Source organism: Methanomicrobium antiquum, from assembly GCF_029633915.1.
GTDB lineage: Archaea > Halobacteriota > Methanomicrobia > Methanomicrobiales > Methanomicrobiaceae > Methanomicrobium > Methanomicrobium antiquum.
In genome coordinates this window covers 1,931,396-1,950,852 of record NZ_CP091092.1, presented here as the reverse complement: position 1 = coordinate 1,950,852, position 19,457 = coordinate 1,931,396, and the positions used below count along the sequence as shown (strand labels likewise).

The 19,457-nt window shown below is 39.1% G+C and carries 19 protein-coding genes and 1 pseudogene; 12 read left to right on the top strand and 8 right to left on the bottom strand.

What is annotated here, in order from left to right; genetic code table 11:
* The first annotated feature begins 74 nt into the window (after positions 1–74).
* From L1994_RS09585 to L1994_RS09560, 6 genes are all read left to right on the top strand, one after another.
* A complete protein-coding gene (locus L1994_RS09585) occupies positions 75–1,598 on the top strand; it encodes a LolA family protein (RefSeq protein ID WP_278099219.1) in 1,524 nt (507 codons plus the stop codon).
* 205 nt (positions 1,599–1,803) lie between these two features.
* A complete protein-coding gene (locus L1994_RS09580; RefSeq protein WP_278099218.1) occupies positions 1,804–2,178 on the top strand; it encodes a hypothetical protein in 375 nt (124 codons plus the stop codon).
* A 23-nt stretch (positions 2,179–2,201) separates the two neighbouring features.
* A complete protein-coding gene (locus tag L1994_RS09575; protein WP_278099217.1) occupies positions 2,202–2,585 on the top strand; it encodes a hypothetical protein in 384 nt (127 codons plus the stop codon).
* Positions 2,582–3,211 (top strand): hypothetical protein, encoded by a 630-nt coding sequence (locus L1994_RS09570; RefSeq protein WP_278099216.1) that lies wholly within the window; start codon positions 2,582–2,584, stop codon positions 3,209–3,211. The genes L1994_RS09575 and L1994_RS09570 overlap by 4 nt, the downstream gene beginning before the upstream one ends.
* A gap of 22 nt (positions 3,212–3,233) precedes the next feature.
* A complete protein-coding gene (locus L1994_RS09565) occupies positions 3,234–3,620 on the top strand; it encodes a hypothetical protein (RefSeq protein WP_278099215.1) in 387 nt (128 codons plus the stop codon).
* Positions 3,617–4,492: a hypothetical protein gene (locus L1994_RS09560; protein ID WP_278099214.1), complete on the top strand. Its 876-nt coding sequence runs from the start codon at positions 3,617–3,619 to the stop codon at positions 4,490–4,492. Before L1994_RS09565 ends, L1994_RS09560 begins: the two co-directional genes overlap by 4 nt.
* A 6-nt stretch (positions 4,493–4,498) precedes the next feature.
* Here L1994_RS09560 and serS read toward each other — a convergent pair whose 3' ends face one another.
* Both serS and L1994_RS09550 read right to left on the bottom strand, forming a co-directional pair.
* On the bottom strand, positions 4,499–5,776 hold the full coding sequence (gene serS, locus L1994_RS09555; protein WP_278099213.1) for a serine--tRNA ligase: 1,278 nt from the start codon (positions 5,774–5,776) through the stop codon (positions 4,499–4,501).
* A 178-nt stretch (positions 5,777–5,954) separates the two neighbouring features.
* Positions 5,955–6,413 carry a hypothetical protein gene (locus L1994_RS09550; RefSeq protein ID WP_278099212.1) on the bottom strand — a complete coding sequence of 153 codons (459 nt, stop codon included), beginning with the start codon at positions 6,411–6,413 and terminating at the stop codon, positions 5,955–5,957.
* Positions 6,414–6,705: 292 nt separating this feature from the next.
* On the opposite strand from L1994_RS09550, the gene L1994_RS09545 reads away from it, so the two are divergent.
* The 5 genes from L1994_RS09545 to L1994_RS09525 all read left to right on the top strand — a co-directional run bounded on the left by L1994_RS09545 (position 6,706) and on the right by L1994_RS09525 (position 12,202).
* Positions 6,706–7,923: a COG1361 S-layer family protein gene (locus tag L1994_RS09545; RefSeq protein WP_278099211.1), complete on the top strand. Its 1,218-nt coding sequence runs from the start codon at positions 6,706–6,708 to the stop codon at positions 7,921–7,923.
* Positions 7,924–7,929: 6 nt separating this feature from the next.
* A complete protein-coding gene (locus L1994_RS09540; RefSeq protein WP_278099210.1) occupies positions 7,930–9,141 on the top strand; it encodes an ABC transporter permease in 1,212 nt (403 codons plus the stop codon).
* A 1-nt stretch (position 9,142) separates the two neighbouring features.
* Positions 9,143–9,820: an ABC transporter ATP-binding protein gene (locus tag L1994_RS09535; RefSeq protein ID WP_278100839.1), complete on the top strand. Its 678-nt coding sequence runs from the start codon at positions 9,143–9,145 to the stop codon at positions 9,818–9,820.
* Positions 9,821–9,866: 46 nt separating this feature from the next.
* Positions 9,867–11,393 (top strand): transglutaminase domain-containing protein, encoded by a 1,527-nt coding sequence (locus tag L1994_RS09530; RefSeq protein ID WP_278099209.1) that lies wholly within the window; start codon positions 9,867–9,869, stop codon positions 11,391–11,393.
* 323 nt (positions 11,394–11,716) lie between these two features.
* Complete coding sequence (locus L1994_RS09525; RefSeq protein ID WP_278099208.1) at positions 11,717–12,202, top strand: YkgJ family cysteine cluster protein; 486 nt, start codon at positions 11,717–11,719, stop codon at positions 12,200–12,202.
* A 36-nt stretch (positions 12,203–12,238) separates the two neighbouring features.
* Here the strand turns inward: L1994_RS09525 and L1994_RS09520 are convergent, their stop codons facing one another.
* Together L1994_RS09520 and L1994_RS09515 are read right to left on the bottom strand one after the other, a co-directional pair.
* Complete coding sequence (locus L1994_RS09520; RefSeq protein ID WP_278099207.1) at positions 12,239–12,817, bottom strand: flavodoxin family protein; 579 nt, start codon at positions 12,815–12,817, stop codon at positions 12,239–12,241.
* A gap of 233 nt (positions 12,818–13,050) precedes the next feature.
* The gene (locus L1994_RS09515; RefSeq protein WP_278099206.1) at positions 13,051–13,563 is read right to left on the bottom strand and encodes a YqhA family protein; all 513 of its coding nucleotides are present in this window, start codon (positions 13,561–13,563) and stop codon (positions 13,051–13,053) included.
* 234 nt (positions 13,564–13,797) lie between these two features.
* Between L1994_RS09515 and L1994_RS09510 the strand changes: the two genes are divergently transcribed.
* Positions 13,798–15,027 (top strand): phosphoglycerate kinase, encoded by a 1,230-nt coding sequence (locus L1994_RS09510; RefSeq protein WP_278099205.1) that lies wholly within the window; start codon positions 13,798–13,800, stop codon positions 15,025–15,027.
* A 100-nt stretch (positions 15,028–15,127) separates the two neighbouring features.
* Here the strand turns inward: L1994_RS09510 and comE are convergent, their stop codons facing one another.
* The 4 genes and pseudogenes from comE to L1994_RS09490 all read right to left on the bottom strand — a co-directional run bounded on the left by comE (position 15,128) and on the right by L1994_RS09490 (position 19,456).
* Positions 15,128–16,240, bottom strand: coding sequence for a sulfopyruvate decarboxylase subunit beta (gene comE, locus L1994_RS09505; protein ID WP_278099204.1), 1,113 nt, complete (start codon positions 16,238–16,240; stop codon positions 15,128–15,130).
* Positions 16,233–17,486, bottom strand: a pseudogene (locus L1994_RS09500) (cysteate synthase); the annotation flags it as partial. The gene comE and the pseudogene L1994_RS09500, both read right to left, overlap by 8 nt.
* Before the next feature lie 51 nt (positions 17,487–17,537).
* Positions 17,538–18,764: a methanogenesis marker 16 metalloprotein gene (locus L1994_RS09495; RefSeq protein ID WP_278099203.1), complete on the bottom strand. Its 1,227-nt coding sequence runs from the start codon at positions 18,762–18,764 to the stop codon at positions 17,538–17,540.
* A complete protein-coding gene (locus tag L1994_RS09490) occupies positions 18,761–19,456 on the bottom strand; it encodes a (Fe-S)-binding protein (RefSeq protein ID WP_278099202.1) in 696 nt (231 codons plus the stop codon). Before L1994_RS09490 ends, L1994_RS09495 begins: the two co-directional genes overlap by 4 nt.
* Position 19,457 lies beyond the last annotated feature (1 nt).

Genomic DNA, 19,457 nt, shown 5'->3' with positions numbered 1-19,457 from the left:
GATAATAATATCGTGAGTCCTTAACTATGAAAATTTTCCAAAATTTAATTTTAACCTGTTTATTTCTGCTTCTTGTGACATTTTCTCTTCTTTCAGGCTGTACATCCGGTCAGTACGACAACCTTTCAGCAGGTGAACTAAAAATTCAGTATCTGGAAAATGCAGGAAAAATTGAGGATTATCAGTCAGAATATTCCTCCTCAAAAGACGGCACTATTCTGTTTGACTGGAAATCTCCCGCAGAATATCGTATGGAATATATGGACAGTAAAAAGAATGCACCCGGAACACTTCTTTTAATGAACAAAACAACAGGAGTTAGCTATGACGCCAAAGAAAATACTTACAAAATCCAGCCGGAAATAGCGTATCTTCCCCGTCATGATTATCAGGCTGTCATTCAAAGAGCTGTAAGGGATGAGGAATTTAAAATAACCAATACAAAAACGGCTGATGGCCGGATGCTGTATGAAATAGAAATTTTAACAGAACCCTGGTCGGATAAATACACTGATTATATAAGCTCAAAAATAGAAGCCTGGATAGATCCAAAATCAGGCCTCGTATGGAACATCACCACATATTACCCGTCGGATACCGTAAACGATGTCATCGAATATAACCGCATTGAAGTGAATACCAATATTCCTGAAAGCAGATTCTCCCTTTTCCCGCCATCTGGATCAAAACCCCGGGGTGCTGTTGAAAAGCCCGGAATAATTAAAACAGAAAATTACTCTGACTCACTACACCCTGCTCTTGTTTCTGGCAGTACTGACTATACCTCTGATCTGCTGACACTGCCCATCGGAGGTTTTAACGGGGAGAGATTTTTAATTTACCTGTTTGATTATGACGGAACAAAATGGGTAAAAAAGCCCGATCCGTCTGCCTCCATAAATTATACCTTCTATTCCAGGAACATGAAACCCGGAACTGTGAAGTATAAGATAACGCGTGTGGCCGGATTGTATGAGACAAGTCCTCTTCCTCTGCCCCGTAATTTTACCGTAACCATCGAACCGGACGAATTCAAAGCAGAGCCTGGGAAGACATACACATCAAAGGTGACTGCTCACATGCAGCCTGATTTAGACTATGATAATCTGTGGTTGTATATACATGCTGACATCGAAGAGTTGCCTGATGCGATTACTGACGACTGGGTAAGAGTGGCGATTAATGACGGCACGCCTATGAGTGGTGCGGGACTTTATCATTTTTATCAGGGATCAGGAGATTATGCTCAGGATATGCTTGTTGTTCCACAGGGAAAAACCGGAGTAGCTCAGTTTATTGTCCACACCGGTGAACTTGACACAGGTATAGTAACAATGAACTTAACAACAGTGCCCTGTAATCTGAATCACGGTCCTATTGGGGAGGATGAACGTCCCTCTTGGCCAAAAGGAATACAGGTATCTGTGACTCCTGAGAAATTTACAGCCCGTAGCTTTGCTGATTATTTTCTTGATATGTCTTTTTATGTTGACTCTTCGGTAAAACCAGGGGATTATTGTTTTAGTGCACAGCTAAGAACACCCACAGGAGGTTTTGATTTTGCGCCTTTCACACTCAGGGTGATCCGCGGCGACTGATGAATTCTTTCAATATACAAAATATAAGTCTCTGGACAAAAATCAACCTGTTTTTTTATGAACAGTTCAGTGAACCAATGTAAAAAAATATATAATTCTAATTTATATTTTAATCAGAGGACATTAATCAAAAAAGGATTGTGGGAAATTTTTCTGATTTCAGTATTCAGATATGAAGGTATTAAGCAGTTTATATGTGATTTAGATGATGTTTACAAAAAGAATTACTAAAAATTGGTTGCTGGCATTTTTTATTGCCGGAATAATCCTCTCTTCAGGGTGTGTTTTTGATAAAGAGTTTACAGATGATGAACTGATTTCAATTGCAACAAACAATCCGGAGGTTGTTTCTCTTATCAATAACAGCGATTACAAAGTTACAGGCTCAGGACCTGTGAAGATGAATGGTGTAGATATTTATTCTGTAAAAATATCAGTTACAAATGAGCAGGGAAAAAAAAGGGCTTATCAGGTGTTTATAGATAAATCAGGGTATGTGATGATGGTTAAAAATGAATTTGGAACAATAGACTCTGCTACGGTTGTTATTGGCATTAAAAACAATAGTATTGCAAGCTGAGATTATTTTTAGGAGGAGTTAATATGGAAAAATTACAGAAGACTGCTCTGGCAGTTTTAATAATATTCATTGTCGTAATATCCGGATTTATGTTCTTTTTGCATCTGCTCTCAGGCGATCTTGGAGGATCGATGTCGCTTGCAAAAGTGTCAGAGGAGAACCTGGATTATTATGAAATTGTAGAGATAACAGATGATGATTTCAACAGATACCCGGCCCTAAGAGAGCTTTTTGAAAACATCAACGATGACGGTGGGGAGTTTATAAGCCATGCGTCAGTCCGGGGAAAGGCGACAGATGAGATAATGTCAAAATATTCCGTTGAAAGGGATAGTCAGGGCAACCACATAAGAAAGGCCCTATTTTGGAACGGGGATTATTACTTTATTCTTATGGCCAGATCATGAAATGGACTGATAAAAAACCAGTTGTGACTGGAATTTTTCTGGCGCTTATATTTTTAGTTATAATCGGATGTGTGGTATATTTTTGTGGTGAATCAATGCAATCCTGTTGTTTTTTATCGGGAGAGGGTGAATCAGAAGTTCCTCTTGTTGATTTTACAGGTGCAACGACGCTTGTAAAATCGCATAAAAATGGAACTGAACTCAATATACAGAGCACCATTGAAAACTGCGATCTCGTGATCCTTGATATAGAAAAGATCAGAAAACAGCTGTTTGCAGGGGATAATTTGTCTGTTAAAATTGAAGGAAAACCGTATCTGATGGTTCTTAAAGGTTTTACAATAAAAACACCGCGGGAGGTTTCAGGCATTTATTCCTACACCGGATACCTTGACGGCTTTCCTGAAAGTGAAATAGTTCTGACGGCAGGCGAGCATTCGGTTGTGGCATCAATTCGGGCATTCGGTGAGGAGTATATCGTTGACAGCGCCTCGTATTCAAATAGTGATGGAGAAGTATATCATTTTGAATACAGGACAGGCGATGTAAGGATTGAAGGTGAGCCACTGCCTGCAGTACAGGACTATCTTGCCCATGCAGATAATTCTGAAGGTTTGGATAATTAACAGATAACTGAAGGGTAAATCAATGGAAAATAATCAAAAAGTAACTGGAATTGCGGTTGGATTCGTGTTTTATTTCGCATATGTACTTCTGTTTTCAGTCATCGGAAACTATATTGCAAAAGTATGCTTTTCAACTCATCTCATCTGGATTTCAAATTTAGCGATGCAGTGGCTTATTATAGGTTCTGTTCCACTCTTCATCACATTTGGAATGTATCTCTTTAAAAGTTGTGAGAAATGGGAAATTATTGGATTATTCACAGGATTTGTTGGATGGCTGGTTTTTTTAACCGTAATTTTTCTTGTGAATGTTCAAACAGATGACTATGGCATTTATCCCGTCCTTGCCGGATTTTTGGTAATGATTGGGTTTTATTATCTTTTCAAAAAGTCAGGGGTTTGTAAATGAATATTCTGATTAATATTTTTGATAATATCGTAAATTCGCTTGTTCTTTTAAGCATAGTCTTTGGGATAGTTTCTGTTACTTCATATCTTGTTTTAATGAAGATAAAAGATGAAAAAATACAGTTGCTGATAACTTCTGGAGCAGGGGTGCTGTTTACCGGAGCATCCGGTCTTTTATTTGAATCGAATCTCACAGGCAGTATTTTCCAGACGGCAGGAGCAGTTTTAATAATTCTCACACCTGTTATCGCATTCAAAGGATACCTGCAAAAAAAAGATATAATTCCTGCAGTATTTATTGCATCCGTCATATATCCCTGTTATTTTCAGTCAGCACAGTTTATGTGCAGTGGATATTACCCACGTTATCTGACAGTTTTAGGTGATATTGCGGGTCCGCTTTTTCTTTCATTATCGGCAATGGGTCTTTTTATTTTTGCCAGGAGAGTTTTTGACAGTCAGAAGTCAAAAAAAGTTTTTGTTTTTCTTTTAATATTTTTAATTCCTGCAATAACTTTTTCAGGCTGGTCTGTTGCATCGGCATCGGTTGCAGTACTGGTATTTTTATCTTTAAATGAAACGAAGAAAGAATTTAAAAAATGTGCCGGAATCATTGTCCCGTCAGCTCTTCTTATTTCAGCAGTGATTTTTGCATTGCCATGGCAATACTTAAATGAAATACCCTGCGTCCTGAATTTATTTCCGATATGGATAAGTCCGGTGGTTTCTGTCTCACTTGTATCGACAGGGTTTGTTTATTTATTCAAATTGAAAAAACCCATAAAACAGGCTGAAATTGTATTATTCATATTATCGTTTTGTATTTCTGTTATTCTTTTGTTTCTTTTCGGATTTGGCGGGCAGTATTTATAAAAAAATTTAGAGAGTCTCTGCACCGTTCATATACGGCCTTAAAACTTCAGGAATTACAACCGTTCCGTCCTCTTCCTGGTAGTTTTCAAGAATTGCACGAAGAGTCCTTGTTGTTGCAACCGCTGTGCTGTTTAAGGTGTGCAGACTGTATTTTTTTTCAAATTCGTGAGCATCCCTTGCCCGGATATTAAGCCTGACCGACTGGTATGCAGTACAGTTTGAGCATGAGACAACCTCTCTGTATGCACTCTCACGTGGCATCCAGACCTCTATGTCGTATTTCTTCGCCGCAACCGTTCCGATATCTCCTGTGCAGATGTTTACAACGTGATAGGATAGACCTAACATCTGGAAGATATCCTCAGCGTTTTTCAAAAGCTCCTCATGTAGTGCCCATGAATCCTCCGGTTTGCAGTAGATGAACTGTTCGACCTTGTGGAACTGGTGAACGCGGAATAAGCCCTTTGTGTCAAGTCCGTGCGATCCTATCTCACGCCTGAAGCACGGGCTAATTCCGGCAAGCTTTAAGGGTAAATCCTTTTCCTCAAAGATTTCGCCCATGTACATAGCCGCCATCGGATGTTCGCTTGTCGCAATTAAAAACTCGTCCTCGCCGTCAATTGCATACATCACGTTTTCGAAATCGGCGAGATCGGTTACACCCTCATATGCGGCACGGTTCATCATGTAAGGCGGAATTACAGGTATGTAGCCACGCTGTGTGAGGGTGTCGATTGCAAGGCGCTGAAGGGCTAAGTCCATTAACGCTAAGTTCCCCTTCAGCATATAAAAACCGGCGCCGGAGATTTTTGCCGCTCTTTCAAACTCGGCAAGGCCCTTTTCTACAATAAGTTCACCGTGGTTTTTAAGCTCAAATGAAGGAACTTTCGGCTCGCCCCAGCGTTTAACCTCAACATTTTCGGAATCGTCCTTTCCCACAGGAACGCTTTCGTGGAGGATGTTTGGAATCCGCATCTGGTAGAACTTTATTTGTTTGTTTATCTCTTCGAGTTCTGATTCCATATCCTTAATTCTGGCAGGGAGATTTTTGGCTTCTTCAAGAAGAGTGGAGATGTCTTTTCCTTCTTTTTTGGCAGTTTTTATCTCTTTGCTTATTATATTTCTGCGGTTTCTGAGAGTATTTATTTCAGTCTGCATCTCACGGGATTTGATGTCTTTTAAGAGAAGGTCATCTATCCATGAAAGCTTTTCAGCATCTCCCCTTTTCTTAAGATCTGCTCTTACTATATCGGGGCTGTTTCGGATAAATTTCAGATCAAGCATACTTGAGTAACCATTTATGTAAATAATATGGGATTATTGTTTTGAGCAAAAACAGATAAAACTGTTAAAAGCGAGTACTGAAAAAAATTCAGACAACCAATATAACAGATGAATAGAAGAATAAAAGAAAAAAAACAGAAAAATGAAGGTTATATCTAAAATCAGGAGGGAAAAGATTTCATTCAAATATTGGAATCAGGGGCTTTGTTGGATCATAATCAGTTACTATATCTGATTTTAATTCGAGTTTTTTTTCGTAGCTTTTGCCTTTATCATCAGAGTAGGTGAAAAAAACGCGGCTGTTTCCAAGAAATTTTTCGCATTCGATATCGTAATTTTCATCACTGTTCAGATTTGTTATAAAAAATTCAAGATTGTGGGGCAAAACCTTAATTGAAATATCAAGTGCAGATTTATTTCCAAGATTTACAACTGTAAAGCTTTTATTGCCCGGTTTTGGATACGCTGAAAGAATTGGTCTTTGCATTATATTTTCGGCAGACTCGGACATAAAAAAAAGGAGTGCAAGTGTTCCTGTAACAATGAGTCCTGTTGCTGTTAAGTAAGCTGAAATTAAGTATAGAAATAAAGATATTAAAACCCCTGAAAAAAATACGATAATATAATTTTTTTTCATCAAATCATTAAGTCGTTTTCAGAAATAAAAAAGATTCTCTTTAATTTATCTGTACCTTTCCATCTCCTGGTCTGAGATTTTTCCGGCCTCTTTTTTCTTTTTTATATTCAGGGATTACTCGCGGCAGATTTATTCCTTTTTACATATGAGATTCATCAATTTATTTAAACATTATTTATAAAAATGACCAAAAATTATTATATTAAACAAGAGTCATTATTTTTTATATGAGCACCCGAACTTCATCTTTAATAATAATCCGGCATAATCCGGTAATATGCGGGGGATAGAATTGAGAAAATTAACTGCACTTTTGATATTGTCTGCTTTATTTCTGGCCGGAATGTCCCAGGCCGGATTAAATGAGCCGACTGTGATACTCTCTGACTATGAAGTGTCACCTTCTGTTTTGATGCCCGGCGATACAGGCATGATTACTGTTACACTTTCTAACACAGCATCTATTTCTACAAAGACTGTTTCAGACTCTCTTGTGACAACTCAGACTGATATAAATCCGGCGATAACCGGAGTTTTTCTTGACGGCGGAAAAGACATAGAGGTCACAGGCGGAAACTCTGCATTCTCAGGTGAACTTGGCTCTAAGCAGTCTGTAAAGCTGGCATTTACAATTAAAGCGCCTGAGAAGAAGGGAATTTTTTATGTGACCCTTCGTGTCGGAGTAAAAGACTCGGGAAATCTTGTCTATCCAATCCCTGTCAATGTTGACATGCCGGTATCATCGCTTAAAAAACCGGTATTATTAATCTCCCGCATCGGCACAACATCTTTTGGCGCCGGAGAAGACAGTTTTGTCTCATTAAATATCTACAACAGTGGAAAGAGCACAGCAGAAGATATTCTCATAAAAATTGCTGAAGATTCTCCATCCATTGCACCGGTAGGGAATTCTTCGTTTCATATATCTTCTCTTCGGTCAGGTGAATCAGAATCGTTTGATGTCTCATTCATTTCAGATAAAAATATTGAGACCGGAATTTCTGAAATACCGTTGATTATCACATACAGCGTTGTTGACGGAACAACTGAAAGGCATGATTCTGCGATTGTCTTTAATGTTTTGGGAAAAAGCGAGATTGCCATTGCATCATTAAAAACCGATCCTGTAAGGGTTATGGAAAACGACAGGTTTGACCTTACAGTCAGGATTGAAAACACAGGAACTGGTGATGCCAAATCAACAAAAGCAGAGATAGATTTGCCGTTTACAGGAGGGAGAGAAGCATTTATCGGAAAAATCCGTCCCGGAAATGATGCTCCTGCCGTATTTATGCTTGATGCCGGAAATGCAGGGGAATACACATATAATTTTACAGTATCGTGGGAGGACGACACAGGCACTCATGAATCGAAAAATAAATTATCACTTGTTGTCCGGAAAAAAGAGGATGAAACAGGTCTGATTGTCTTACTATTAGTTATAATCGCACTGGCGGCCGGCGGGTATTACTACTTTATTTACAAAAAGAGAGATGAAGAAAAGGTCTGATTAAATATGCTTGATGACGTGAGGGTATCTTTTTTTCTGGCTGTCAGGGCAACCAAACGCGGAGGCATCGGGAGGTTGTTTATGAATATATTCATAATTGCCCTTGTCCTTACAAATATGATATTTCTGCCCTCAATCATCGCAGGTTCAATCGCAATTTTCAATCAGCAGAATATTGACTATCTGACATCGGATATAGTAATCGAGCCCCGCGAAAATGACATGTATATCGAAAATCTCGATGAACTTATGCCTGCTTTGAATCGTATCCCCGGTGTTGTCAGAGCATCGGCTTGGTATGAATCTCCTGCATCAATTCAGCTGGAGGAAGAATCCGTGACTATAGGGATTACAGCAATTGATCCGAGGGATGAACAGGAGGTCACGAAATTTCATGAGGTGATGAAAGAAGGCAATTACCTTGGAAGCGGGGATATGGATTCTATAATTCTCGGTAGGCTTGTTGCAGGTGAAAAGGACAAAACCGGGGATTTTTATCCTTCTCTTGGTGGTGCAGAGGTTGGTGATACTGTAATTGTTGACTACTCTAACGGAGTTGTACGTGAATACAGGATTAAGGGAATTTTCAATACAAAATCCTGGACTGCTGATTATATGGCGATTGTAACCTGGGATGAGATGAACTCTGTTCTTGGATACGAAAACAACGTTGCAGACAAAGTGCTTGTAAAAACATACCGAAACGATGTGAATGTAGATGCTGTCAGAAGAAATATACTTGAGTTTGGCATCGGCGAGGATGTAAAGACCTGGGAGGAATCCCTTCCCGATGCAGTTACAGAGTCTGTTGAGTCTTTTAATATAATAAACCAGATAAGCGTTGCCGGAAGCCTTCTCATTGCCGTTGTTTTGATATTTATCATGACCACTATAAGAGCCTTTAACAACAGAAAGCAGATTGGAATTTTAAAGGCAATCGGGATAAAAAAAAGTGTTATTATAAATTCATATGTAATACAGGTGATTTTTTTATGCCTGATTGGCTCACTACTTGGATTTTTGATGCTTGAGATGATGACTGCCTATTTTACAGCATATCCTATGGAGTTTCCTGACGGAGATGTAATTCCTATTGTGGATTATAAAGCACTTGTAGAAAATACAGTTCTTTTATTTGTTTCATCGGCTATTGCAGGATATATTCCGGCATGGAGGATAACGCGGGAGAACATTCTTGATGCGATGAGAGGTGTCTGAAATTATATCCGCAGAAGATATTACAAGAACCTATATGATGGGGCTTGTTGAGGTCCGTGCTTTAAGGGGAGTTTCGGTTGAGATTAAAAGGGGGGATTTTGTCGGGATTATGGGGCCTTCAGGCTCCGGGAAATCGACACTTCTTCACATTCTGGGTCTTTTAGACAGACCGACAGAAGGAAGTATAAGGATTTTTGGAAAAGACGTTCTTTCTATGAGCGATGACTGCAAGGGACGATTCCGTCTCTCAAAATTTGGCTTTATATTTCAGGATTATGCACTTGTTCCTGAACTTACAGCGCTTGAAAACGTTATTCTTCCTGCAATGGCAAAAGGTCTGTCTCTTGCAGAATCTGAAAAAAAAGGAATGGAATACCTAAGCCTTGTCGGGCTTGGGGAACGAGCTAATCATATTCCGGCCGAGCTTTCCGGAGGTGAACAGCAAAGAGTTGCAATAGCAAGGGCGCTTGTAAACAGCCCGGAGATTATTTTTGCAGATGAGCCGTGTGCAAATCTTGATACGGAAAATTCAAGGGCTGTTCTTGAGCTTTTTAAAAAGATTAACGAGGAGACTGAAAGGACTGTTATTATGGTCTCTCATGAATCCTGGCATAAGGAGTTTTTTGAAAGGCTGATTCTTTTAAGAGATGGAAAAGTATCTTCTGATTCGTATCTTTAAGAAGTGGCATGGAAAAATATTATGTCTTTTAAATCAATCTCCTTTTATGAAGTCGGTTTTATTCCTCGTTTTATCTGTATTTACTCTATGTCTTGTGCTGTTTTGCGGTTGCACGGGCACAGATGATATTTATGTTGTTTCTGATGATGCGAAATCCAGGGCTGATGCCATTTATGATGAAGGTGTTGTTTCATACAGTAATGGCGATTATAGAACCGCCGAGGAGAAGTTTTTAGAGGCACAAAGCCTTTACGAAAGCGCAGGTCTTTTAGATGATGCCAAAAAAGCAATGACAAAAAGCTTTGTCTCACTTAGATCATATGTGGAGTATTCACTTAATGAATCAGAAGCTTATGCTTCCCTAAAAGAAAAAGTGCCTGAAATTTTGGATGAGGAAATTTCCGGTTGGCTTGAAGATTCCGCCCAGAAGATTGAATCTGACGGCGAGACTTTGTATTTTTATGACACTGCCGCAAACTACCTTTATGAAAATTATGAAATCATCAGAGTAATTGATGACAGAATAGATTTTGACTTTTTGTCACGCGATGTTTTGTCAGGCAAAAAGCCGGATGGAAGTTCACCTTATTTCAACCCGAAGACCTATGAGGGAACATCGGCCCTTTTAATTCCTGAGGATTTTTTAAGAGATGGCGCAATAATAAAAGTCTGGATGCCTCTTCCGCTTGTTACTGAGTCACAGACTAATGTGACTGTTACAAATTTATCATACAGCGAATACATCGTGTACGGGCCTGTAACAGAAGGGCAGATTGGTTATGTCTATTATGAGCTTCCTGCCGATAAGTTAAGCGGAGATACACTAATCTCGGCTGATATTTCGTTTACCTCTTATGAGCAGGGATTTTATGTAGACCCTGCAAAAGTAATGCCGTATAACAAGACCACACCTGAGTATATCCTTTATACAAAGTCTGATCGGAATATAGAGATTAATGAGGACATATCAAAACTGGCCCGCGAGATTGTCGGAGATGAGAAAAATCCGTATCTTCAGGCTGTAATGATATACAACCACATCATTGAAACTTATCCGTACAGCCACGTTCCGCACTTGTCGCTTGATACAATTGAGCCAAAGACTGCTGAGTCAACCCATATGCTAAATACAGGACGTGGCGACTGCGGAACACAGAGTATGCTCTTTTCAGCACTTTGCAGATCGCTTGGAATTCCGGCACGTGCACCCGGCGGTTATCAGATGATTATAACTGATACTCCCGGAACGCACTTTTGGGCGATGTATTATATTGAAGGGTACGGCTGGATTCCGTGCGATCCGACAGTTGCTGATGCCGCCGACTGGGTTGAGGTTTCTGAAGATAAAAGAGTGGCTTTTAAGGAGTATTTTGCACACAACCTTGACAATACTAGGTTTGTGATTCAAAAGGATGTCGATGCTGAAATGTCGCCTGCAATTCCAGCTGACGCGGCTGTATTTCGGGTTGTAAGGCAAATGCCTGCCGTTTTATGTGACGAGGCTGATTTCGATATTGACTTATATTCAGGAGAGGGATTTAAAATTGAGCTTTGGGCGGTTGATAATATCTGATTATTAAAAATATCCAACTGATTATTTTTTTCCGAATAAAATTGTTTACACAGCCATATTTTTTGATTCTCTTAAATGCGACATAAAATTTAAGCACTTTTGTCCGGATATTGGAAAAGAGGTATTTAGATATGATTATCTGAAGGCTTTTTTTCCAAAGCTTTATTTTTTGAGGAGAAAAATTACTGCGATTAAATAGAGAACTTCAGAGATCATTAATTTTCAGTATGAAGAATTTTTAAATCCAAACTCACCTTCCCACACCCTCCAATCAGGTTAAATACCATCCAATTAAAATTTAAAAAGAGGTCTTAGGAGAAATTATGGCGTTTGAATGCCTCCAGTGCGGGGAGTGTTGCAGTTATTTAGGTCAGGTTCATACACTTGTCCGTGAAATATCTGAAATTGAATTTCTGGTAAGAAACGAATACACAAACGAGGAAAATATTGTCAAACTTGACCCGGATAAGACAGAGTGGTACAAAGACAAAAGCATCTATGATAAGTGGCCTGAAGCATGCCCGTTTCTAAGAGCTGATCCAAAAACGCCGGGGAGAATCTGTTGCAGTGTTCACTTAACACGCCCTGACATGTGCAGAAGCTATGGATGCTGGAGAATTCTTATAAAAACACCTGAAGGGAAGATAAAAGGCCGCATCATGGGCCCGCACTTTCTGCGGACAGAAGACAAAGACCTAAAAAAATTATGGGATGAAAAAATAAGAAATATAAAAGCGCCGACACAGAAAGCCTTTGATGACGCGGCATTTGAAATCCTGAAAAACAGCGGCTATTCTATTCAGGATTAAAACTATTCAGGATTTAAAAAAATTGGCTTATTTTAATTATTCAGCATGAATCTTCTTTAAAATCCATGCCATATTAGACGCCAAAGTCCTCATAGTCTCAAGGCCTTCTTCATCATTTTCAACATTGTTCTCATTGCCTGAAATTCCCAGATTCCAGTAAGAAGAGCCGACTGTTATCATATTTGAAATTCCAAAAAGATGATTAATCGTATCATAAGCGTGAATCGCACCGCCGCGTCTTGCAGTTATAACCGCCGCTCCAACCTTTCTTTCAAACATGCCGCCGTTTGCAAGTCCTACATAGCCTGCCCTGTCAATCAAAGCCTTAATTTCAGATGTAACATCTGCAAAGTATGTCGGAGATGCAATTATAATTCCATCAGCCTCCTTCATCTTTAAAATAGCCGGGTTTATGAAATCCTTTTCAAGAATGCACTTCTCATCTTTTCTTTCAATACACTTGTCACACGCAATACACCCGATTATTTTTTTTCCTCCGACGTGAACAATCTCCATCTCGATATCCTCAGCCCGAAGTCCTGCCTGGACCTCTTTTAGCATCCGGTAGGTATTGCCGTGCTTTCGCGGGCTTCCGTTGAATGCAACAACCTTCATTTCTGCTTCCTCCTCTTTAAATGCAAATAAATTTTTGTTTTCATCAGGCACTTGTGATTCTGCCCGAATCTTACATGAGGCTCAATGTGTGCCTGAAGATGTTAATCTTTTTGTATGCAAAAATATGAATTGCCAAAAATGTGTTCATGAAATTATATATTTCATGCAACTTTTCATTTAAACTACGAAGTAATTTTCAATGCAAATCAGTTAATTATACATTCAAAAATTATTCAGATATTATGTCTTCCCATATAATAGACGCCAATGCAGATGACGCTTATAGAGATTGCCATTGCAAGCATATCAAGGGAAGTGGTAAAATTCATTGAAAGAATCCTCTGGAAGAAACTTACTATTAAAACCATTATTATGACCTTTATAATTTTGTTCTTTAGATCATCCAGGTTTGTCACTTCAAGAATCGTTCCGAAATTCCCTCCTAACCTTGCGATCTCAAGCTTTGAGATAAACAGTTCGTATATTCCAAAGCTGAATATCAAAAGGACAAGCCCGATTAAGTAAAAATCAACAGCACCAATTATTCCAATCAGAATATCTTCATGTGTCATATGGAGATCTGATGAAAATGTGTATTCAACAAGAAGATCAAATATTTCCATTGAACCTGAGATGAACAGGACTATGGCACTAAGTGCACCAAATATCACTCCAAGTATAACAACGAAGCGTATATTCCAAAGTGCACGTTCAAAGTATTTCTCCAGTTTTCCCTGATTATCCATATTTAAAATATTTCCTAAAATTTTTCCGGAATTATCCCGGATATTCGCCTTAATATATCAGGTTTTATTGCATATATTTTGAATTGTGAAAAAAATTAGTGAAAAAAAAAGTAAATTAAAAAAAATCATAAAAAGACTCAACTGATTTTTAAGACAGCAACCAATAATTCCAATACTGTCAAACTATAATTAATAGATAAGGAAATCTTCCAATCCCTTTGCGGGTGTATTTATATGAGATTTGGAACGCTTAATGATATAGAGACAAATAAAAAAACCGTCCTTTTGCGTGTGGATTTTAACTCTCCAATAGATCCGGCGTCAAATATAATTCTGGACGACAAAAGATTCCGTGAGCATGCACCAACAGTCCGGAATCTTTCTGATTCAAAACTAATTATTGCAACACATCAGAGCAGGCCGCTAAAGAAGGATTTTACAACCTTAAAGGCTCATGCTGAAAGGCTTGAGCGCTTAATCGGCCGGCCGGTTGAATACATAGACGACATTTTCGGCAGATGTGCAAGAGACGCTGTCAAAAGAATGGAGTGCGGAGATGTACTGATGCTTGAAAATTTACGTTTCAATGCAGAGGAGAACATAAAAATGTCTCCTGAAGACGGAGCATCAACTCATCTTGCAAGAGGCCTTTCATCAATGGCCGACTTTTATGTAAACGATGCCTTTGGAACAGCTCATCGTTCCCAGCCGACAATTGTCGGAATTCCGCTTGCAATGAAATCTGTCGCCGGAACACTCATGGAAAAAGAGGTGTCATGCCTTTCAAGAGTGTTTAGTGATTCTCCAAAGCCGGTTACTTTTGTTCTTGGTGGAACAAAAGTAGATGACTCTTTAAGTGTTGCAAAAAACGTTCTTGAATGCAAAACTGCCGATAAAATTTTGATAGTCGGCGTTGTTGCAAATGTGTTTTTGACTGCAAAAGGAATAAACATTGGGGATCCGTCATATGATCTTATAAAGAAGCTCGGATATTCAGATGAGGTGTCAAAAGCCGCTGAAATTCTTTCAAAATTCAAAGACAGAGTTGTTCTTCCGGAATATGTCGCAGTAAGAAACAGCGATGGAGAAAGAGAGGAGGTCTCTGTTGATAAAATACCAAAGAAGTCTCCTGTTCTTGATTTGGGAATCGATTCGGTTGCATCCTTTTGTGATATTCTTCAGAATTCAGGAACTGTTGTTTTCAACGGGCCTGCCGGACTTTTTGAGGAGAGTATGTTTTCGACAGGAACTTTTGAGCTTTTAAAGGCCTCAGCAGAAGCGGATTTTTCTGTTGTCGGCGGAGGTCACACTGCAGTTGTTGTTGAATCTCTTGGAATAAATGAAAAATTCAGCCACATCTCAACTGGAGGCGGTGCATGCATAGAATTCCTTACCGGGAAAATGCTTCCGGCAATATCAGCGCTTGAAAAAAGCTGGGAGCTTTACAGAGAAAAATGCTCCTGAAATACATCTGTTTTTAAGCTTGCCAAAAAACGTCCATGAAAAATATATTTCATGCAACAGTTTCATGGTATATTAAAAATCTCTTAAAAAAATTTAAAAATTAAAAACAATTTAAAAATCTCTCTTTTATCTCAGAAGGTGTAAGAGGAATGTTTCCTGCATCGGAATTTCCGGGCTTTATCAAAACATGAACAAATTGGGGCAGGTTGTCTTTTTTCTCTTCCATAAGTTTTCTTAGAGCATCTTCGGTCTGAACAGATGCAGTGTCTGCAATTCCTGCCGCTTTTGCCATAAGTTCCAGATTACAGTTTGTCCATGCATGAGTCATCTGCATACCTGTACTTCCAAAAGCACCATTGTCAAGCGCAAATATTGTTAAATTTTTAAGATTTTTTGAAGCTACCACCGGAAGAACAGCCGTTCCAAGAATGCTTCCATCTCCGTCAAGCACAAATGTTTTCTTATCCTGTCCAAGTGCAATTCCAAGGCCTATCGGTGATGCCTGTGTGTAGCTTCCAAGCATGTAGAAGTTTTCATGCCTGTCGCATGCCTTGTAAAGCTCTTTTGACGGAACACCCAGATTGCAGACTAAAAGTTCATCTGAAAGATATTCAGATAATATTTTAATTGCATCGTTTCTGCTCATCAAAGGCTCTTTGATCTCTCTTTTAAAGGAAAGTTCTAGTTTTCTGCTTCTTTTTGGGAATGATGAATCAGCCGGAGACGAATTTTTTTCCCAGACTTTCGGTGATATTAAAACAACATGAATTTCTGAATTTAGGAAACAGCACCTGATAATATCTTTTATTCTCCCAAGTTCTGGTGCTTCCTGAATTATTGTGTATTTTATATCGAAAAGACTCAGTATGCCTGGTATTTTGCTGTTAAACGGAATCTGGGCGGAAATTTGTTCATTGTAAAATCCTCTGAAGCTTGCAATCACAGGAAGAGGAAGGCCGTATAGATGTGTTAGTGACATTATTGCATTAAGAGAATTTCCAAGACCGGAGCTTTGCATGTGAAGAATAAATTTTCGTTTTGAAAGTGCAAGTCCGGCACATATCCCTACTCCGTCTTCTTCCCGGTTTATATTGATGTAATTAAAATCTCTCTCAAGAAAGTTACAGAGCTCTTTAGTTCTGTCACATGGAAGTGATACTGCAAATTCAATATCTGATTCTTTTAAAATTTCTGAAAATCTCTTTTCATGCATGCTGTTTTAGCCTCTCAAAAATATCTTTTTGTAGTCCTGTTACGTCATCGCCCGGCAAAACCTCTGCAAAAGGTTTTGTTTCAATTAAAAGAAGCTCTTCTTTTGCAAATTTGTAGCCTCCGCCGGTGATATTTAAAAGAACAGTTTCGTCAGCTTTAATAAGTCCCTTTTCTGATGCCTCAATGAGTGATGCCAGACAAACCTGTGCCGCTTTATCCAAATCAGCGCCCTCTGTTTCTTCAAAAATCCTGCCTGCATTTTCTGCTTTTCTCTTTGAAACTGCAGTCATTATTCCGTCTGATTTCAAAAGTGTGTCATAAAGTCCGCCTGTGAGTGAGTATGGCGGAGTTCTGTTGGTAAGAACAGGAGAATATGCATCAAGTGCAGAATTTTTTGCATCTGGCATATCTAATTCTTCTATTATCTCACGTCTGTTTTCATTCCATGCGTTAACCATCGGAGAAAAGCCTTCATTTTGTGAAAGATAAAGTCTTGGAAGTGTATCTCCATACCTTCCGTCTGAGATAAGCCTTTCAGCCATCTCAACTGCGGCAATTGCACCTGTTCCACTTCCGACAGCCTGGAAGTACCAGTCAGGAATATTGCCTGCAAAAACTGCACCGTCAAGAAAAGCAGTTCCCATCCCGTCACGTCTTGCAGGATTTTTTGCTCCTCCCTCCGAAACTATACCCTGAGTATTGCATAGTCTGTTTCCAAACTCAATTGCATCGGTGTAGTCACCATCAACTGCGATTAATATCGCATTCTCTGCAGGTTTTGTTGTCCATATGTTTTTTAAAGCTGATTTTGTCACAACAACAATTGCCGGAATTTTTGTCTGTGCTGAAACCTCAACAAATGCACGACCTGTGTTTCCGGCGGATGAGACCAGAATTGTATCGTTACTTTTGCTCTCTTCCATCCTGAGCATTGTAGGAACAGCTTCAAGCTCTTTAAAAGAGCATGTTTTAATTTTTGCATTTATCTCCGGCCAGTAACCGTTGAATGTAATATAAAGACCTGGTATTCCAAGCTCTTTTGATAAAGCACTGCTTTTATATGTAACAGGCGATGCTTCAGTCTCACTAAAACCTCTCACAGGAAGCCAGTCATGAAACTTAAACATTCCGGGAAGATTTCTAACTGTCAGTTTTTTTTGTTTATAATCAGCTTTTATGAGAGAATTACAGCCATTAATGCACTTATTCTCATAATTGTCCAAAAATCCTGCTTTACACTTTGGACATACAAGTTTGTATTCTCCCGTATCATCACCTCAGTTTTAATTTCTTAATAATTAGAAATAAGTGAAATCTCCTTTTTCTATCATATCCTTCAAAATCTCTGTCATCTCATTTGCCCGGCTTTTGTCAGACTGCCTTAGTTTTACAGGAGAAGAATTTCCGTTGTATTCAATATTCCCCATATTCATTGTGTAAACCTCACCCGGACATGTAAAAACACATGTTCCGCATGAAACACACCTTGAGGATATTATGCCTCCGCCAGGCATTATTGCACGTGTGGGACAACTTAGCCCTGCCGGACACTCTCCGCAGAACAGACAGTTCATAGGGTTTACTTCAGGCTTTATGTCTGTTCCCTGCCAGATTTGTCCATAATCTGAATCTCCTTTGTGGCTTCTTTTAATAACATCTTCAACAGGGAGAATAATATCCGAATCAAGAACAGACAGACATTCAATTGCTCTTTCATCAGTCACCGGAAGTGCTGTTGCAATTGTTGTTATGCACTCAGGGCCTTTTGATGTGACAAATCCCCCCATAAATTCCGGCATCATATCAGACATATCAGCATATACTGAAAGATTTGGTTTTTTCAGACTGCTTCTTGTTCCCTGCCCGATTATCCTTCCAATGGAGCCGTTTAATAAAATTTTAGCGCCTGATTTCAAATATCTCATATCATGGTCGTTTTGAAGCGGGTTTATCTCACCACATCCTGAGACTGTCGCCTCTGAAAGTCCACCCTTTAAAGGAAGAACTGAAAATATTGTATCAAATGGTTCTTTTGATTCGTTTACGAAAGCGGAATAGTTCTTAAAGGCGCTTCTTGTGGTAAGCATCCGTGCAGATTCTATTTCATCGCCAAAGATTGTTTTTTCATATGTTTTTCCTTCTGCCTCTGCAATGACTTCAATCTCGTTTCCTTCTACAATATCCCTGAAAAGATGTCCTCCGCCGTATGTTTTTGAGGCTTTTTCTGTAGCGTAGACAATTACATCCGCCGTTCCAAGTCCTTCATTCGGGCACGGCCCGCAGAATGCAGAAACACCGTTCAGTGTCATTTTCTGAACTCTCCTGAAAAGGCCGGGCTTTTCAACCGGAATTGTCATTTGTGCATATGTTCCTGACATAACTGCGCATGTTGCACAGGTTACAACATCAACGTCATTAAAAGACGGTGTATTTCCCTCCCTTACAAGCGTCTTGAATTCTTCTGCTGTTAAAACGGTGGCACAGCCTTTCTTTATTTTTTCATTAATCTCTGAAATACTCTTCATATTATTCTTATATCCTCCACTCTGACATGCAGGCCGGTTTTTTTATTGACACACATATTGACAACGCCGGTATGGCAAAGATTCATCATACAAAAGCCTGGAAGAAACCTCTGTCTTCTCCCAAACAGAGGTTCTGAATTTATGTTTTGGGCTATTCCTTCAAAACCAATAATATGATATGCACGTATTTCTTTAACTCTGTCGGGATTTTCTCTTGCAATAACCGGACTTACAACATGCGATGTGATAACTCCTGTCAGAAAATCAGCTTTTATTACTGAGAGTATGTGCTGAACAGGACAGCCTGCACCCTGAGGTCTTCCAAGCAAAATGTCGTCTTTTTGAATGTTTAGCTTTTCAGCAAGTTCAGGCCTGAACGGAAGAATTATTTTCCTTGCTGAGGGCTCATCCGGGATAGGATGCAGAACAAAGTCATACTGTATATTTAGTATGTCATATCCTGAGTATACCTGATTATTGCAGGACTTTTCTGTTGGATTATCAGACTGTTTTGTATCAGTTAAAAATCCGGAATTATTTTCTTTATAAAAGGGACAGTCTTTTAGTTCTTTTTCTCCTGATATTACGGATTTTTCAAACATTTCACAGGATTTTTCACCACATGCCCCGCAATTTTTCCCCGGATTTTTCCATCCTTTGAGGATTTTTTCATCCAAAATGCCGGTTTCCATC

What these genes read in the sequence shown, in the direction of transcription:
- L1994_RS09580 (WP_278099218.1), top strand. Translation starts at nt 1,804, where the DNA reads ATGATGTTTACAAAAAGAATTACTAAAAATTGGTTGCTGGCATTTTTT.
- L1994_RS09575 (WP_278099217.1), top strand. Translation starts at nt 2,202, where the DNA reads ATGGAAAAATTACAGAAGACTGCTCTGGCAGTTTTAATAATATTCATT.
- L1994_RS09570 (WP_278099216.1), top strand. Translation starts at nt 2,582, where the DNA reads ATGAAATGGACTGATAAAAAACCAGTTGTGACTGGAATTTTTCTGGCG.
- L1994_RS09565 (WP_278099215.1), top strand. Translation starts at nt 3,234, where the DNA reads ATGGAAAATAATCAAAAAGTAACTGGAATTGCGGTTGGATTCGTGTTT.
- L1994_RS09560 (WP_278099214.1), top strand. Translation starts at nt 3,617, where the DNA reads ATGAATATTCTGATTAATATTTTTGATAATATCGTAAATTCGCTTGTT.
- serS (WP_278099213.1), bottom strand. Translation starts at nt 5,776, where the DNA reads ATGCTTGATCTGAAATTTATCCGAAACAGCCCCGATATAGTAAGAGCA.
- L1994_RS09550 (WP_278099212.1), bottom strand. Translation starts at nt 6,413, where the DNA reads ATGAAAAAAAATTATATTATCGTATTTTTTTCAGGGGTTTTAATATCT.
- L1994_RS09540 (WP_278099210.1), top strand. Translation starts at nt 7,930, where the DNA reads ATGCTTGATGACGTGAGGGTATCTTTTTTTCTGGCTGTCAGGGCAACC.
- L1994_RS09530 (WP_278099209.1), top strand. Translation starts at nt 9,867, where the DNA reads ATGAAGTCGGTTTTATTCCTCGTTTTATCTGTATTTACTCTATGTCTT.
- L1994_RS09525 (WP_278099208.1), top strand. Translation starts at nt 11,717, where the DNA reads ATGGCGTTTGAATGCCTCCAGTGCGGGGAGTGTTGCAGTTATTTAGGT.
- L1994_RS09520 (WP_278099207.1), bottom strand. Translation starts at nt 12,817, where the DNA reads ATGAAGGTTGTTGCATTCAACGGAAGCCCGCGAAAGCACGGCAATACC.
- L1994_RS09515 (WP_278099206.1), bottom strand. Translation starts at nt 13,563, where the DNA reads ATGGATAATCAGGGAAAACTGGAGAAATACTTTGAACGTGCACTTTGG.
- L1994_RS09510 (WP_278099205.1), top strand. Translation starts at nt 13,798, where the DNA reads ATGAGATTTGGAACGCTTAATGATATAGAGACAAATAAAAAAACCGTC.
- comE (WP_278099204.1), bottom strand. Translation starts at nt 16,240, where the DNA reads ATGCATGAAAAGAGATTTTCAGAAATTTTAAAAGAATCAGATATTGAA.
- L1994_RS09495 (WP_278099203.1), bottom strand. Translation starts at nt 18,764, where the DNA reads ATGAAGAGTATTTCAGAGATTAATGAAAAAATAAAGAAAGGCTGTGCC.
- L1994_RS09490 (WP_278099202.1), bottom strand. Translation starts at nt 19,456, where the DNA reads ATGGAAACCGGCATTTTGGATGAAAAAATCCTCAAAGGATGGAAAAAT.